The following is a 15,967-nucleotide window of genomic DNA, read 5'->3' on the forward strand; positions in this document are numbered from 1 at the left end:
CTTATGTACATGCCGCCTGTCAGTGAAGGAGTGTTAGAATGCAAAAGTATTGTAAGTGCGGACGCACGATGAACCTTCGTCTGCGCACGGTTATTTATCAAAGTAAAGTAGATATTGAGAATGTTCCTATCTATTCCTGTGAGGCCTGTGGACGGAGTGAGGTTGTGCCTCACGTTAAACCTGAACTTACCGGTCTGATCGGTAGACTGGGAAGTAAACCAGAGAAACAGCAATTCTTCTTTCATGAAGTTTCGGAGATTGCCTTTCTGCTATTGAAAGTAACAGAAAAAGAGCGTATGAATGATTCAATGGAGAAAATTGTGGAGGAACGAATCAATGAGCTATTGGACATCTTGTTGCTAGCACAATCGCTAGGTGATGAGCCATGGGCTGAGGAAATCCGTAAACGGTTATCACAAATTACTCAAAGCGCAATTTCTACTTAAAAAATGGCGGCCAATCTCGATAAGAGGTTGGCTTTTATTCTATTTGTGTCCCTTTTGAAAATAAAATGAAAATTATTTTCAAAGCATTTTCATTTTGCATTGCAAGATGGATTAATTTGTCGTATCATAAACGATAATATACTAGGTTCGCAGAATACTTGTGAAAATGGAGAGAGTAACCGTGACCGTAACCATTTATGATGTAGCGAGAGAAGCAGGCGTTTCCATGGCAACCGTATCTCGGGTCGTTAACAATAACCCGAACGTGAAGCCGCAAACCCGTAAGAAGGTTTTTGAAGCCATTGAACGATTGGGTTACCGTCCAAATGCGGTAGCAAGAGGTTTGGCAAGTAAGAAGACAACGACCGTTGGCGTTGTTATTCCTGATATATCCAATTCCATTTTTGCTGAGGTAGCACGTGGGATTGAGGATATCGCGAATATGTACCATTACAATATCATTTTGTGTAATGCGGACAAGAAGAAAGAGAAAGAAATTCGAGTAATTAACACGTTGCTCGAGAAACAAGTGGATGGACTGCTCTTTATGGGTGGTGTTGTAACAGAAGAACATATTCAGGCTTTCCGGACTTCATCCGTTCCAGTTGTACTATGTGGAACCAAGGATGAGAACCAAGCGATGGCTTCCGTCGATATCGATCATGAGATGGCTGCATTTGATGCAGTGAACGTGCTTATTGAAGCAGGACATCGCGATATAGCTATGATCTCGGGAACGTTGCAGGATCCTGCAAATGGTTTCGCAAGATATCAAGGTTATAAGCGTGCGCTTGAAACGGCTGGCATTCCAGTACGTGATGAGTATGTACGGATTGGTAACTATCGATACGAATCAAGTGTGGATGCTGTGAATTATTTCTTGGAGCTTTCACCAAAACCATCTGCGATTTTCTCTGCAACAGATGAAATGGCGATTGGGGCCATCCATACCATTCAAGATAATGGTCTTCGTGTTCCGGAAGATATCGCCGTCATCAGTGTGGATAACATCCGCATGGCTTCTATGGTAAGACCGACATTGACGACTGTAGCTCAACCGATGTATGATATCGGTGCTGTGTCGATGCGACTTCTGACCAAGCTGATGAATAAAGAATCAACGGATAATATGCAAGTTATTTTGCCGCATGAAATTATTAACCGTCATTCGGTTAAAGCTTAAATGAAAAATAAACCTCTAATCGTGTCTTTCCATTGTGGAAGCGGCGCGGTAGAGGTTTTCTCATGTAGAAGAGAGAGAGGATATTCATATGACTTGGAATAAAATTGCCTTGATCGGCGCGATGAATGAAGAAATTGAGCTGCTGGTAGCTCATATGACAGATATAAAAGAAACGGTGAAAGCCGGCATTACATTCCGAGAAGGTATTTATTTTGGTAAAGAAGTTGTGGTATGTCGCACCGGTGTGGGCAAAGTGAATGCTGCGGTTACAACGCAAATCCTGATTGATCAGTTTGGTGTTGAAGCTGTTATTTTCACTGGCGTCGCAGGTGCGCTAGATCCTGAACTGCAAATTGGCGATCTCGTTATTTCCACGGAATGTGTACAGCATGATATGGACGTGACGGCACTGGGATATCCGCGCGGCGTCATCCCTTATGCAGAGAATTCTGTCTACGTAGCGGATCGCAAACTCGTTGATCTTGCTGTAGCTTCTGGTGAGAAATTGTTTGCAGGCAAAGTAAAGCAAGGTAGAGTATTGTCAGGTGACCAATTCATTGCAAGCAGAGAAGTGGTTGCTAGCCTTTATCAAGAGCTGAATGGGGTATGCGTCGAGATGGAAGGATCATCAGTGGCTCAAGTATGTGCGATGAACAGCATTCCGTACGTCGTATTGCGCTCCATGTCCGATAAAGCGGATGGCTCTGCTCATGTGAATTTCGCGGAATTTACAGTGATCGCTTCGGAGAATTCGTATAAAATGGTTGAAGATATGGTGAAGCAGCTGTAAATTTACTTCAAATGAAAAAAGCTCAGAGCATCGCCGAATGGCGGGTTCTGAGCTTTTGTTGTTAAGAGAGTATTATTTCAAATACATCATGGCTAGTTCCTTGGTCTGCCGATTCTTTTCGGTGATCGCCTGGCGCCGTGGAATCGGCGCCCAAGCCTCAACCGGGTCGAGCCACGTCTCCACGAGTGGGACTGGGCTCTTGCCCTGCCAGGCGTCGAGCCACGCCTGGGGCAGCCTCAGCTGGGGCTCCGCCTCCAGCTGGCTCAAGATCGCCTGCTCGCTCATCACGAGCCAGAGCAGGCTCCAAGCGCGCGGTACGACACGCCAGATGTCGTACCCACCGCCCCCGAGCGCGACCCACCGACCTTCGCACCATTGGTGCGCAAGTCGATGGATGAGCTCGGGCATGGCCTTGTACACGCGCATGGAGCAGTGCACATGCGCGAGCGGGTCGAAGGCATGGGCGTCGCACCCATGCTGCGAGATAATAACGTCCGGCTGGAAGCGGGCGATCAGCTCGGTCAACACCTCGCTGAAGCATTCCAGCCAGGAGTCATCCTCGGTGTATGGCTCCACCGGGATGTTCACGCTAGTCCCGAACGCGTCGCCTTCTCCGCGTTCATTGACAGCCCCGGTGCCGGGGAATAAATATTTCCCCGTCTCATGAATGGACAGCGTGCCGACCTGCGGATCGGCGTAGAAACTCCACTGCACGCCATCGCCGTGATGCACGTCCGTGTCGATGTACAGCACCTTGGCGCCATACTTCTCTTTGGCGTAGGCGATGGCTGCTGACGCGTCATTATAGACGCAGAAGCCCGCGCCTTTGGCCTGCAGGGCGTGGTGGAGGCCTCCGCCTAAGTGCAAGGCATGCGGAGCTTGGCCAGACATAACGAGGTCTACGGCAAGGATAGATCCACCAACAACTTTTGAAGTGATGTCATGCATCCCCGGGAAGTAGGGCGTGTCGTCCGTATCGAGCCCGAACCGGGTCGCCTCACGCACCCAACGTTCGTCAGGCGCAGGTGCACTTAATGCCTTCACCGCTTCGATATAAGGGGCTGCGTGCACGCGCAGCAGATCTGCCTCTGTCGCTGGTTCAGCTGTGAGCAGAGCGCTGTCAGGGAGCGCACCAGACTTGCGCAGCAGATCGACCGTCATGATGAGACGATCCTGATTGAAGGGATGGTTATCATTAAATTTATACTGAATTTCTTGATCATCATAGATAAACACAGGATGCGTAAACTTCATATTCATTTTCCAAATTCCCCCGAATTGGCTAACAATTTCGTTTGAAGTACTGCTGCTACCTACATCTCCTGAAGCTAATACATAAAACGCTGCTGAAACCGCACCCGATCGAATTGCTCGATCGAGGAGATGGGTACTTGTTTCCCGATTCTCACCATGAGACAGTTGGCGGGATGTGAGCATATTTCAGGATCATCGGTTGCGAACCAAATCATATCGACGCTTTTCATCAGCTTCTCCATCATTTGACGATATTCCCAAACCGTTAATTTACTGGTTTCCAAATCCCAATGCCAATAATATTCCGTTGTGAAGCATATGACATTTTCCATTTGATCGCCTTCAAAAGCGAGCTGGATCATCTTTTTGCCTAAACCAATCGATCTGTAATCATCAGCGACCTCAATGGCGCCGAGTTCAATTAAGTCCTTCATATTTCCTTGCGACCATCGCTCAATTTCATCTGCGTAATGGAAAGTGACGTAACCGACAATGGTGGATCCGTCCCTTGCAAGTATGATTCGCCCTTCGGGTAACCCAGCAATCTCTATAAGGGCTTCGAGCTGTTCTTTGGGTCGACGGAATGCGTCGAGTTTCGTGTGCATCGTAAGTTCCTGCAGTTTTTCAGGTGGAACGGGGCCCTCAATAATAATCTCAGGTTGATCGGGAGCACTGCGCAAGCTTTGTGAGTGGTAAAGTTTGATATGCTGCATAACCTTGGCTCTCCTTCTAAAAAACAGCATGATGGGCGTTTCCTTTACTAAGATTCATAGTATTTTTATACCAAACTTTTGTTTGAAATCATAGCAAAACTTAAACATAGGCGAAATATTCTGAGTGTGTTATAATAGAACATGTCAAAAATCGATCACATTTTGCTCGAATTCATCAGTAAAGTGAAAGCGGTTTATTTCGTGAGGAGGGTTTTACGTTTATGGATCAAATAAAAGATGAACTCATTAAATCGGTATCCCTTAATCCAAACATGGCTAATTACGAGCAAACACATGCGACATTTGATTGGGCAGACATCGAAAAAAGCTTTTCCTGGTACGAAACAGGCAAAGTGAATATGGCATATGAGGCCATTGACCGCCATGCGGAAGGCGCGAAGAAAGATAAAATTGCTTTATATTACAGCGACAGCACGCGTGATGAAGCGATTACTTTTGGACAAATGAAAGAAAGATCCAATCAGTTCGGTAACGTACTGAGAAATTTAGGCATTGGTAAAGGCGAGAGAGTTTTCATTTTCATGCCGCGGACACCTGAGCTGTATTATTCTTTACTTGGATCCCTCAAAGTAGGAGCTGTTGTTGGGCCGCTTTTTGAAGCATTCATGGAAACAGCGGTTAGAGATCGTTTGGCGGATAGTGAAGCTATTGCCATTATCACGACTCCAAGCCAACTATCACGTGTGCCTTACAATGAGCTTCCACACTTGAAACATGTGATCCTTGTTGGGGAGAACATTGGGCTTGGCGAAGGACAAGTTGATTATCATAAAGAAATGGCGAACGCTTCCACAGAGCTTGAAATTGAATGGTTGGACCGTGAAGATGGATTAATTATTCATTATACATCCGGATCAACAGGGAAACCGAAAGGCGTTTTCCACGTTCAAAATGCGATGATTCAGCACTATTACACAGGACAAATTGTACTTGATCTTAAAGAAGATGACATCTATTGGTGTACAGCCGATCCGGGTTGGGTAACAGGAACGTCCTATGGAATCTTTGCTCCATGGTTGAATGGCGCAACGAATGTGATCCGCGGAGGACGATTTAGCCCACAAGATTGGTATAATACACTTCAGAAATATAAAGTAACGGTATGGTACAGTGCCCCAACTGCTTTCCGGATGTTGATGGGAGCTGGCGACGATGTCTCGGCTGGTTACGATTTGTCAGCGCTTCGCCACGTATTGAGTGTTGGAGAGCCGTTAAATCCAGAAGTAGTTAGATGGGGAATGAAGGTCTACAACCAACGTATTCATGATACATGGTGGATGACAGAGACAGGCGGACAGTTGATTTGTAACTATCCATCCATGACAATTAAACCAGGTTCCATGGGACGTCCAATTCCAGGTGTTGATGCGGCTATTATTGATGATGCGGGTAACGTTCTGCCTCCGAATCGGATGGGGAACCTTGCCATTAAAACACCTTGGCCATCCATGATGCGTAAAATTTGGAACAATCCTTCCAAATATGAAGAGTACTTCCGTTTGACAGGTTGGTACGTTTCCGGAGATTCCGCGTATCAAGATGAGGATGGCTACTTCTGGTTCCAAGGTCGTGTTGATGATGTTATTAACACAGCTGGCGAACGCGTTGGTCCATTTGAGGTTGAAAGCAAGCTTGTTGAGCATCCTGCTGTTGCAGAAGCAGGGGTCATTGGGAAACCGGATCCTATGCGTGGAGAAATCATTAAAGCATTTATTGCGTTGCGTGAAGGCTTTGTTGCTTCCGATGAATTGAAAGCGGAAATTTCGAAGTTCGTGAAGGAAGGGCTTTCTGCTCATGCCGCACCACGTGAAATTGAATTCAAAGACAAACTGCCAAAAACACGCAGTGGGAAGATCATGCGCCGTGTTCTTAAAGCATGGGAGTTAAACCTACCGACTGGTGACTTGTCTACCATCGAAGATTAATTAGTTCCAATGAAAAGCTTTCTCCGCACCCTGCGTGGTGCAGAGAAAGCTTTTTTGTATGAAACAAGGTGGTAAAACAAAAGAACCTGGCCGCAGCCAGGTTCTTCCTCAACTTTACTATTTATTATAAGCAATTGTGGCAGAGAATTTAGACTCGCCGGCATCATTAATGGCTGTAATTTTGTAATAGCCATTGTAAGCGGCCGCGAAGTAGTGGAACTCCGTACCATTCTCAACAGTACCTAACTTCGTATATGTGCCTTTTTCTTTGTCGCTAAAGTAAACCACGTACTGTTTGACCTTGTCTTTAGCATCATTGGCTTTCCAGGTCAGTACAAGAGAAGCTACTTCGGGCTTCGCTTTAATACCTGTTGGGGCAGCTGGCGCATCCTTCGAGACTGGTTTTCCATTACCAGTACCTGTTCCACCATTCGGTGTTCCTGGTGAAGGTTGTGTAAGATCTGGCAGTATGTTGCCATTGCTGTCGACGCCTGGAATGATCAAGGAATCTAAGGAGCTTCCGTCCGTATAGGAGGAACGGCTTGGGCTAGATTCTTTGCCCGCAACATCGACTGCTGTAACGTAGTAGCCTGTTATAGCTGTCGTTTGAAGTTGATCTACAAACTTCGCTTCGGCGCCTGCAAGCACGACTTTTCCTCCCATGAGCTGGAACTTGCCTTGACTATCCGAACGATAAATGCGATACCCTACGATATCGGCATCCGTGTTCGGTTGGAAAGTAATTGTTGACGTTTCACCAGATTTGGTTGTTACGACGTTGACTGGCGCTGGAGGTACTTTCCCATCATCAACCCTTGGATCGACTTCGGAAGGAGCATCTACGTCATAATCAGTTGGCTTATAGAAGTCGATAGGCTTTCTGCTTTTCTCAGGAAGCTTCTGCATCGCTTCATCGATTTCTTTTAATAATTGCGTGATTGATTTTTGTCGTTTAATCACGACCTTCTCTTGCACGAAATCAGCAGGTGTAGTTTCTTTAGCTACGTAATTGAGCCCATTTAACGAACTGATTTTCATTTTAACCATGACGTTATCTGTTTGTGTAGGCAAATATTTTTTGTTGAAAATATCGGTTACCAGATGTTCCGAGCCTGTCGTTAGTTCACTCGGTAGCATGCCCGATAAGCTGGAGACGGTTGCTGAAACGATACCATCTGGTTTTGCAAATGTTTTGTTCGGGAAAAGATCTGGCTTTTGCTCAATTGTTTTGTTCAAGATAAGCGCCCAGATATCTTTTGCATGGTTGGTTTGACCAGTTTTAGATGACAGTTTATTAATCGGTTGATCATAACCGATCCACACGCCTACGGTTACATCAGGGGTGAAGCCCATGAACCAAGCATCGGCATCATCCTGTGTGGAGCCTGTTTTTCCAGAGATTTCGATTTTGCCATATGATTTGAATTTTTTCATGAGATCAGTAGCCGTTCCTTGGCTAGCATTGCTAATGACGGTTTTCATCATATCCGTTATTAGGAAAGCAGTTTGCGGTGAATACACCGTTAGCGGCTTCTGCTCATGAGCATAGATGGTTTTGCCATTCGAATCTTTAATTTCACGTATTAAGTACGGAGCATTAAATACGCCTTTGTTCGGAATAGAAGTATAAGCACCAGCTAATTCCTTGACCGAGGTTCCGCGGCTTAAACCACCAATAACACCGGTTTGTGCGGCATTGTCTTCTTTGGTAAGAGACGTAATGCCTAGTTTCTTGGCGAAATCCCATGCTTGCGTGATACCAACTTTATTGAGGAACACATCGATAGCTGGGATGTTATAGGACTGATTTAAAGCTCTGCGTGCAGTCATCAAACCATGGAACTTATGATCCCAGTTCTCTGGTAGATGGAAGCCTTTCACGCCGTCTTTGAGAATGATTGGGATATCATCCACAATCGTGGCTGGTTGCAGGACACCTTTCTCGAGAGCAGGGATGTAAGCGGCAATTGGCTTCATTGTGGACCCTGGCTGTCTAAAGGCTTGCGTCGCATGATTAAGCTGCTCATCGAAGAAGTCGCGGCCTTCAATCATTCCTTTAATGGCTCCTGTTTTGGAATCAATCATGATGGCGCCGACTTGTTCGATGCCGCCTTTTTTCTCATCCGTTGGCGCGAAATTCTTTTCGTTGCTCGAAATTTCATGCATGGAGTCATAAATCGTTTTATCAATGGTGGTGTAAATTTGATACCCGCCGCGCAATAGTTGTGTATGTATGTTTTTGAGCGCTTCATTATAGGCGGTTTGGTTCGTCTTCGGATCTAGTTCAGGATGTTGAAGCTTCAATAAGATTTCGGCTGCTTCCTGTTCGGTTTCGATCATCAGATAAGGATAAGTAGTGTACGCTTTCTGTGCTGCTGCCGGCATAGAAGCTTTGAGATCAAATTTCAAGGCATCTTGATATTGATCATTCGTAATTTTATTTTCTTCCATCATCCGCTTTAATACTAATTGCTGACGAGTCACTGCTTTTTTGTAGCCTTCCTCGTCGAAAGCAGGCTTACTTGTAAACGCCGAGTATTGGGAAGGGGATTGAGGCAGTCCAGCTAAATACGCAGCTTGTGCAATATTTAATTTGTCTAATTCATCAATGTTGAACAGACCTTTGGCGGCGGCTTTAATGCCATATAGATTATAGCCAGTCGCTCCATTGCCATAAGGGATTTTGTTTAAGTAAGCAAGTAAAATTTCATCCTTCGACATGATGCGTTCCATCCGAAGTGCAAGCAGTAACTCTCTCGCTTTACGGCCATCATCGCGATCTAGTGTAAGGAAAACACGTCTAGCTAGCTGTTGTGTGATGGTACTGCCGCCGGTTTGCACTTCTTCATTCAGAAGCTTCTGTGTGACCGCACGGTAGAGTCCGCGAAAATCGATGCCGCGATGATTGTAGAAATCTTTGTCCTCAATGGAAAGGACTGCGTCTAGCAAGTTTTGCGGGATATCGGCAAGCTGTGCAAGACGTCGATCTTCTTCTGTTCGCAATTGTCCAATGACAGCATCATCATTGAAATACGCGAATCCCGTGATTGCATTCTCTTGCATTTGCTGGCGGATCGCTTCTTCACTGCGGATCGGATCTTTCTTGACAAGTGCGCTGACATATCCGAAAGCGGCGAATCCACCCAGTAGGCCAGCCAAAAAGACGCAGATGATGGCCCATTTTAAGGTAATTCCAGTTACTTTTAACGTTGTTCTAACCCAGGGACGATTCCATTTCGCGAAAAAATTGCGCATAAGTTCCAATATCCTCCTTACATGAACCCTAATAGTATACCATAATTGCACCTTTTGCGGTAATGCAGATAGGAGAAAGGTTCCTTTCTAGGTTTGACAAGCATCGGAATCCTGTGTTATAACAAGAACAAATGCGTAGATGGATCAGCAGTAGGTAGCTTGTGAATGCTTTCAGAGAGCCGGTGGATGGTGCGAACCGGTACTTGCAGGTTAGTGAATTACGGTCTTGAGCAGTAAATGGGAACCTGCAGGAATTGCCTGCACAAGTAGTATTTACCGATTAAACCTCGTTATCGGTTCTTGAGTGAAAATAGCACATCGTGCCTACGACTTATGTTATAGATGTACGTAGCTGCTGTTTTAATTAGGGTGGTACCGCGAGTCAAGTCTTCTCGTCCCTTTGGGATAAGAAGGCTTTTTTTGTTTTTCATTTCATAACAAAGGATGGTTGTACATGAGTATTTTGAAGGATTTAGAGTTTCGTGGGTTGCTGCATCAAATTACGGATAGAGAAGGTTTGGATAAAAAGCTGAGCGAAGAACGCGTTGTCCTCTATTGCGGTTTTGATCCGACAGCGGATAGCTTGCATATTGGCAGTTTGCTCCCGATTTTAACATTGAGACGTTTCCAGCTTGCTGGGCACATTCCATTAGCACTGGTTGGCGGTGGGACGGGGCTTATTGGCGATCCAAGTGGTAAGGCAAATGAGCGTACGTTGAACGGGCCTGAGGTCGTTGAAGCATGGTCACAAAGTATTAAAAATCAACTTTCTCGTTTTCTTGATTTCTCAACAGAAATTGAAAATAGCGCGGAGCTGGTGAACAATTACGACTGGTTAGGTTCTTTGAATGTCATTGAATTCCTGCGTGATGTGGGCAAAAACTTTACCGTGAACTACATGCTAGCTAAGGATTCGGTGGATTCGCGTATTACGAAAGGGATTTCGTTCACGGAATTCAGCTACATGATTCTTCAATCCTATGATTTCTTGAAGTTAAATGAAACGAAGAACTGTTCCGTACAAATTGGTGGAAGCGATCAATGGGGGAATATTACGGCAGGGCTTGAGCTTATTGGCAAATCAACCGATCGACGCGCTTTCGGTGTGACATTGCCGCTAGTTACGAAGAGTGATGGGCAGAAGTTTGGTAAAACGGAAGGCGGAGCCATTTGGCTGGATGCTACCAAAACATCACCGTACCAGTTCTACCAATTCTGGTTGGGGACAGCGGATAATGACGTGATTCGATTCTTGAAATATTTCACTTTCGAAACGCAAGAAGAAATTGAACGTCTCGAAGCTGAAGTTCTAGCTCAACCGGAGAAGAGAGAAGCTCAAAAGGTTCTAGCTCGTGAAGTGACGAAGCTTGTACATGGGGGAGAAGCGCTTGAGAGCGCACTTAACATAACAGCTGCTTTGTTCAGTGGTGACATCCAATCGCTATCGCGTACCGAGATTGAAGAAGCTTTCAAGGATGTACCTTCAACGACATTAGAACAAGATGACGTTGCGTTAATTGACCTTCTTATTTCAGTAGGTGCTGCACCGTCCAAACGCCAATCGCGTCAAGACATTGAAAGTGGTGCGGTAACGGTAAATGGTGTTAAGGTGACGGATCTTGAAGCGACTACGCAACAATTGGGTCGACTTGGCGAATCCTATCTCATTATTCGCCGCGGTAAAAAGAATTACTTCCTCGTCAAATTTGCTTAAGCTAACGTAACAAAATAACCCCCTTAGGGAAATCCCTAAGGGGGTTGCTTTTATTAACGGCTGTAGAACTCGACGATTTGTTTCTCGTCAATTTCTTGTGGAAGCTCGGAACGTTCTGGTAAACGGATGTATTTACCTTCTAGGCTTGCGTCGTTAAACTCAAGGTAAGTAGGAAGGTAGTTACGGTTAGCAAGAGCTTCTTTCACAGTGGAAAGGCCTTTGCTTCTTTCACGAAGTGAAATCACATCACCAGTGGATACGATGTAAGAAGCGATATCAACTTTTTTGCCGTTCACTGTTACGTGACCATGAGCAACGAGTTGACGTGCACCTGCACGGGAGTTGGAAAGACCAAGACGGTAAACCAAGTTGTCTAGGCGGCTTTCAAGCAATACCATGAAGTTCTCACCGGAAATACCTTTAAGTTTGGAAGCTTTGTCGAACAAGTTGCGGAATTGTTTTTCGTTCAAACCGTACATATGACGAAGTTTTTGCTTCTCGTTCAATTGTACACCGTAACCGCTCATTTTTTTGCGTTGTCCTGGGCCATGTTGACCTGGAGGGAATGGGCGTTTCAAGTCTTTACCGTTACCGCTCAAGGAAATACCAACACGACGGCTTAATTTAAATTTAGGTCCTGTATAACGTGACATTTAGGGAAAACTCCTTCTCATGACAATTAGTTTTGTAAATAGCATCTAGATGTCAGGGTGAAGACAAGTGCCCGATTTTGCTAATGAATCATCCTGTGATTCCCTGTCAAGAGAGTTCAGCCGCTGTCTTGTCAGGAGCAAAAGCAGTGAGGGTGATCACAAATGGCATTCACCGAAATCATGGTGTTACTCGACTTCTAATTTTATTAAAAACAGGAGCAAGTGTCAAGTCTCTCATCGTCCCAATGAGAGGAAAATATCGTGCAATAGACGAAAAAAAATAGTATGATAGAAGAAAGTTGTTTTAAATTTGGTACTTCAGGACTATTGTTAGTGAGTGAAGGAGAGCCTATGAGTGAACTTCGCAGTATACCAAAGCATAGTCGTGCAGAACACTTTGACGTGTTTCTTCGGCAAGGCTTTATACTTTCTGGCAACTTTTCTTACGAGGGTTTGCAGGCAAACCCAAACTTACACCAAGCATTTGAAAACTGGAATCAGCAATTCGGTCCGAATATGCTCCCTTCGCAAACGGCGCTGCTATGCGCAAATGAGCACCTGTGCGTAATCGACTCGTGTTCGAATGACACGCCTTCGATTGGCAAATACCTGGAACCAGGTATTTCGTGGCACGCTGCAGAGCGTGGAGATAATCCGCTTGCCCGCTGTGAAAGTGCAGGTCATTTACAGTTGTTAACTGGCGATGACTGGCATGTACGAGAGCTTAAAGGGTATTTAATTGCATTTACGCCAGTTTTGGACAATTATGGTAATCTTCAATTTTATTTAGGACTTTTTACCCAATCTCGTTTAAATATGGAAAACTTGGCACAATTGCTATATAGTCTTGCACTTTCCTTTCAAAGTTCCATTCAACATGTTGAGGAACGTAGGAAGTATGATCGCTTAAATAACCTTCATCATATGAAGGAAATGGAATCTAAGAAGCATGTGATTCTGTTCGAAGCTTCTAAGAAACTCCTTGCGAAGATTGATGTACATTCCGTGTTGACAGAAGTTATTGATTGTATGGGGCGGGTATACCCCAACACACGTGTTGATTTACTGCTTTCCCAAGATAATGATTCTACGAATCTATCCGTCAAGCCTTTGAATTTTCAAAGGACAGAGTCAGATATTCGAACACGAGCTTTTATGGAAGGTCAAGTCATCTTTGAACCAACCACAAGGGGCAGCGCTTCGAGTTCTGGTAACATCGCGGCACCTTTGTCAGGGAAGCAAGGCGTGTACGGCGTCCTGTACATGGAGTTTACGGATGAACTGATCGATGAGTCGGATTTGCAATTCATATCGCTGTTGGCAGACTCAGCAGGTACAGCTTTTGAAAATGCGAAGCTTTATGAACAATCGAATCTGATGATCAATGAACTGCGACTCATTAATGAAATTACCAAACAGCTTAATCAAAGTTTACGTCTAAATGAAATTTTCAATTCAGCTTCTAGTGAAATTTTAAGCATCTTCGGTGCTGATTATAGCTGTATCCTTCAAAACTCGAAGGAAAGTGATCAACTTATTGTTCAAGCGACCAACTTACCTGCTATGTTTCATGAGACATTTACACTTGATCAAGGTTTCTCAGGTCTAATCTACTCATCGAAGGAACCGATTATTATTTCCGATTATTGGAGTAATGATAAGGTAAGCTCAAGCTTGATGCAACGAACGAATTCGCGATCACTCATTGGTTCACCCATCCTTGTGAATGGGAACGTAGAGGGAGTAATTCTCATCGTGCATCGTTTGCCGAATTACTTTTCATATGACAACTATAAGCTCTTACAGGTGTTATCCAGCCATATTGGACTTGCCATGACGAACGCCTCCTTACATGCAGAGGTGAAGCGAATGGTCATTACAGATAATTTAACTGGACTCTACGCTCGGCATTATTTGGATGAACAAGTGAATCTGATGCAGAAAAAAGATTTCTGTGGATCCCTCATTGTCGTTGATATTGATAACTTCAAGAAGGTAAATGACACATATGGTCATCAAATTGGTGACAAGATCCTCATTCATGTGAGTCAGATCATTAAGTCTAGTATTCGAGAGATGGATATCGCGGCTAGATGGGGCGGAGAAGAGCTTGCTGTCTATTTGCCTCAAGTATCCAAGGATCAGGCAATTCGGATTGCTGAGCGTATTCGCAGGCGCGTGATGGACGAGACACAACCACAAGTGACGGTGTCCTGCGGGGTTTCGGATTGGAATTGGGAAGAAGATAAGATCAGTGTGGAGTCGCTCTTCTACCGAGCTGATATGGCTCTTTATCAGGCCAAGCATAACGGTCGTAATCAAATTCAAATCGGTTGACGCATAAAGGTGCTTGTCTTCGGACGAGCATTTTTTTCTTTATAGCGCAGCTAGGTGACGTGGAGAATACAATCGATTGTATCTAGTGGATCTTATTTGTCATTTCAGTGGGAATAGGGGAGGATAACGATCACCTGTTTGCTCTTCCTGAACCTGTTGTAACATGTTACAATGATTTGGTCTAAGGGAGGATGGTCGAATTTTGTCGGCATTAAAAAGTAAACGTACAGGACTGCTCATTTGTATTTTTATTGTGCTCGTTGGCTTGCTTTATTTCTTCTTTTTTAATCCTGTAGGCATCAAACTTGCACATAGTAATATGCGTCAATTGTCCGGACATTTAAGGGACATTGGCTGGCCTGGTAAAATAATTGGAATGAGCTTGATTTTCTTCCAAACGTTCTTTCCGTTTATTCCGTTTGTTCTTGTAGCGGGCACTAACGTTGCGATATTTGGGATTAAAATGGGCTTTCTTGTGAACTATGTGATGTCTTGCTTAGGCGCCGTTGCCTCTTTTTATTTTGCACGTTATTATGGACATGCTTGGGTAGAAAAGAAACTAGAGCGGTTTCCAATAGTTACGCAATTCAGCAAGCGAATGGAAAGGCACGGCTTCTTCTATGTCTTAATCGGGCGTCTCATTCCGATTCTGCCGTCTTCTGCAATTAATTTCTCCGCTGGTTTAACTCGAATGAAATTTCGGGATTTCCTTTGGGGCACCTTATTAGGGAAGTTTCCAATCGTTTTCTTGGAGTCGATGATCGCTCATGATTTATTTCATTTTCAAAGGTATAAAGGGAGATTGCTTTTGTTATTAGGCATATTGGTCCTATTAGTGTTCCTTGGAAATAGTGTGAAGAGAGCGCTCGCACCGAAGACGAAATAAAGGGCTTACATGGAGAATGCAGGAAATTTTGTAGTTGCTTTCCCTTCCTATTCCAAGTTATCATAGAGGGAGTAAGATGACCAACTCATATGCGACTATAATGGAGGAATGAAATATGCCAAGTGCTAATAATGCAGCAATTGTTGAGATTTCCCAAACAGCTAATAAATTCAGATCATCCATCGTTCTTCAATACGACAATAAGTATATCGATGTAAAAAGTATCCTTGGCTTGTTTACTACACTACTTAGCTCCAGCAACTATGATCTGCATGTTCATGGTCCAGATGCTGAAGAAGCGAAAGCAGCTATGGCTGAAGTATTCGCTAAGCATAATCTAGGTGTAAACGTCGTTCAAGATTAGTTTTCAAAGAAGAGAAGGTATTCTCAGAATCTCTGAGGGTACCTTCTCTTGTATATTACGGCAATTTCGCTTAATATAGATCATATAGGGATGACTTTGCGTATAGGGGGAAGTTGGGAATGTCTTCATCTGATTTATTGCTGGATATGAATCAAAAGGCGCTTAATCTTCTTCAAGAAGATGCAGATAAAATCGAAAAGCTGATCGAAGTACAGATGGAAAACTTGACGACGCGTCAATGTCCACTATACGAAGAGGTATTAGATACGCAAATGTACGGACTATCGAGGGAAATTGATTTTGCTATTCGCGCGGGGCTGATCTCCGAAGTGCCAGGCAAACAAATTCTCAATAAGCTTGAACGTAATCTTGCGCAGCTGTATGAAGCGTTGAACAATAAAAAGTAACCCCGAGGGGTTACTTTTT

Annotated in this window: 13 protein-coding genes and 1 other annotated feature; of the genes, 9 read left to right on the forward strand and 4 right to left on the reverse strand. The window is 44.4% G+C overall.

Annotated features, from left to right (window positions below; translation table 11 throughout):
- The first annotated feature begins 38 nt into the window (after nt 1–38).
- From AC58QG_RS00470 to AC58QG_RS00480, 3 genes are all read left to right on the forward strand, one after another.
- Nucleotides 39–446: a hypothetical protein gene (locus AC58QG_RS00470; RefSeq protein ID WP_497359771.1), complete on the forward strand. Its 408-nt coding sequence runs from the start codon at nt 39–41 to the stop codon at nt 444–446.
- A 181-nt stretch (nt 447–627) separates the two neighbouring features.
- On the forward strand, nt 628–1,629 hold the full coding sequence (gene ccpA, locus AC58QG_RS00475; RefSeq protein WP_497359773.1) for a catabolite control protein A: 1,002 nt from the start codon (nt 628–630) through the stop codon (nt 1,627–1,629).
- 88 nt (nt 1,630–1,717) lie between these two features.
- Nucleotides 1,718–2,419 carry a 5'-methylthioadenosine/adenosylhomocysteine nucleosidase gene (locus AC58QG_RS00480; RefSeq protein WP_497359775.1) on the forward strand — a complete coding sequence of 234 codons (702 nt, stop codon included), beginning with the start codon at nt 1,718–1,720 and terminating at the stop codon, nt 2,417–2,419.
- Between the two features lie 72 nt (nt 2,420–2,491).
- On the opposite strand, the gene AC58QG_RS00485 is transcribed toward AC58QG_RS00480, so the two are convergent.
- Nucleotides 2,492–3,679 carry an acetoin utilization protein AcuC gene (locus tag AC58QG_RS00485; protein ID WP_497359777.1) on the reverse strand — a complete coding sequence of 396 codons (1,188 nt, stop codon included), beginning with the start codon at nt 3,677–3,679 and terminating at the stop codon, nt 2,492–2,494.
- A 68-nt stretch (nt 3,680–3,747) separates the two neighbouring features.
- Nucleotides 3,748–4,386, reverse strand: coding sequence for a GNAT family N-acetyltransferase (locus AC58QG_RS00490; RefSeq protein WP_497359779.1), 639 nt, complete (start codon nt 4,384–4,386; stop codon nt 3,748–3,750).
- Between the two features lie 221 nt (nt 4,387–4,607).
- Here AC58QG_RS00490 and acsA point away from each other — a divergent pair, with 221 nt between their 5' ends.
- Nucleotides 4,608–6,332, forward strand: coding sequence for an acetate--CoA ligase (gene acsA / locus AC58QG_RS00495; protein ID WP_497359781.1), 1,725 nt, complete (start codon nt 4,608–4,610; stop codon nt 6,330–6,332).
- A 117-nt stretch (nt 6,333–6,449) separates the two neighbouring features.
- On the opposite strand, the gene AC58QG_RS00500 is transcribed toward acsA, so the two are convergent.
- Nucleotides 6,450–9,587 (reverse strand): transglycosylase domain-containing protein, encoded by a 3,138-nt coding sequence (locus AC58QG_RS00500; protein WP_497359783.1) that lies wholly within the window; start codon nt 9,585–9,587, stop codon nt 6,450–6,452.
- Nucleotides 9,588–9,714: 127 nt separating this feature from the next.
- Nucleotides 9,715–9,990, forward strand: a binding site (T-box leader).
- Nucleotides 9,991–10,041: 51 nt separating this feature from the next.
- On the opposite strand from AC58QG_RS00500, the gene tyrS reads away from it, so the two are divergent.
- Entirely contained in the window at nt 10,042–11,301 is a 1,260-nt protein-coding gene (gene tyrS, locus AC58QG_RS00505; RefSeq protein WP_497359785.1) for a tyrosine--tRNA ligase, read from the forward strand.
- Nucleotides 11,302–11,354: 53 nt separating this feature from the next.
- On the opposite strand, the gene rpsD is transcribed toward tyrS, so the two are convergent.
- A complete protein-coding gene (gene rpsD, locus AC58QG_RS00510; protein ID WP_497359787.1) occupies nt 11,355–11,954 on the reverse strand; it encodes a 30S ribosomal protein S4 in 600 nt (199 codons plus the stop codon).
- Nucleotides 11,955–12,305: 351 nt separating this feature from the next.
- Here rpsD and AC58QG_RS00515 point away from each other — a divergent pair, with 351 nt between their 5' ends.
- The 4 genes from AC58QG_RS00515 (at nt 12,306) to AC58QG_RS00530 (ending at nt 15,948) form a co-directional block, all read left to right on the forward strand.
- Nucleotides 12,306–14,291: a diguanylate cyclase gene (locus AC58QG_RS00515; RefSeq protein WP_497359789.1), complete on the forward strand. Its 1,986-nt coding sequence runs from the start codon at nt 12,306–12,308 to the stop codon at nt 14,289–14,291.
- A gap of 202 nt (nt 14,292–14,493) precedes the next feature.
- Nucleotides 14,494–15,177, forward strand: a complete 684-nt coding sequence (locus tag AC58QG_RS00520; RefSeq protein WP_497359791.1) for a TVP38/TMEM64 family protein — start codon at nt 14,494–14,496, stop codon at nt 15,175–15,177.
- Nucleotides 15,178–15,292: 115 nt separating this feature from the next.
- Nucleotides 15,293–15,541 carry an HPr family phosphocarrier protein gene (locus AC58QG_RS00525; RefSeq protein ID WP_497255362.1) on the forward strand — a complete coding sequence of 83 codons (249 nt, stop codon included), beginning with the start codon at nt 15,293–15,295 and terminating at the stop codon, nt 15,539–15,541.
- Nucleotides 15,542–15,660: 119 nt separating this feature from the next.
- Entirely contained in the window at nt 15,661–15,948 is a 288-nt protein-coding gene (locus AC58QG_RS00530; protein WP_497359793.1) for an Fpa/YlaN family protein, read from the forward strand.
- Nucleotides 15,949–15,967 lie beyond the last annotated feature (19 nt).

Source organism: Paenibacillus sp. J22P169, assembly GCF_059691995.1.

Excerpts from the sequence above, each read along its gene's own strand:
- AC58QG_RS00470 (WP_497359771.1), top strand. The coding sequence starts at position 39 with ATGCAAAAGTATTGTAAGTGCGGACGCACGATGAACCTTCGTCTGCGC.
- rpsD (WP_497359787.1), bottom strand. The coding sequence starts at position 11,954 with ATGTCACGTTATACAGGACCTAAATTTAAATTAAGCCGTCGTGTTGGT.
- AC58QG_RS00490 (WP_497359779.1), bottom strand. The coding sequence starts at position 4,386 with ATGCAGCATATCAAACTTTACCACTCACAAAGCTTGCGCAGTGCTCCC.
- AC58QG_RS00500 (WP_497359783.1), bottom strand. The coding sequence starts at position 9,587 with ATGCGCAATTTTTTCGCGAAATGGAATCGTCCCTGGGTTAGAACAACG.
- acsA (WP_497359781.1), top strand. The coding sequence starts at position 4,608 with ATGGATCAAATAAAAGATGAACTCATTAAATCGGTATCCCTTAATCCA.
- AC58QG_RS00525 (WP_497255362.1), top strand. The coding sequence starts at position 15,293 with ATGCCAAGTGCTAATAATGCAGCAATTGTTGAGATTTCCCAAACAGCT.
- tyrS (WP_497359785.1), top strand. The coding sequence starts at position 10,042 with ATGAGTATTTTGAAGGATTTAGAGTTTCGTGGGTTGCTGCATCAAATT.
- AC58QG_RS00480 (WP_497359775.1), top strand. The coding sequence starts at position 1,718 with ATGACTTGGAATAAAATTGCCTTGATCGGCGCGATGAATGAAGAAATT.
- AC58QG_RS00515 (WP_497359789.1), top strand. The coding sequence starts at position 12,306 with ATGAGTGAACTTCGCAGTATACCAAAGCATAGTCGTGCAGAACACTTT.
- AC58QG_RS00530 (WP_497359793.1), top strand. The coding sequence starts at position 15,661 with ATGTCTTCATCTGATTTATTGCTGGATATGAATCAAAAGGCGCTTAAT.
- AC58QG_RS00485 (WP_497359777.1), bottom strand. The coding sequence starts at position 3,679 with ATGAATATGAAGTTTACGCATCCTGTGTTTATCTATGATGATCAAGAA.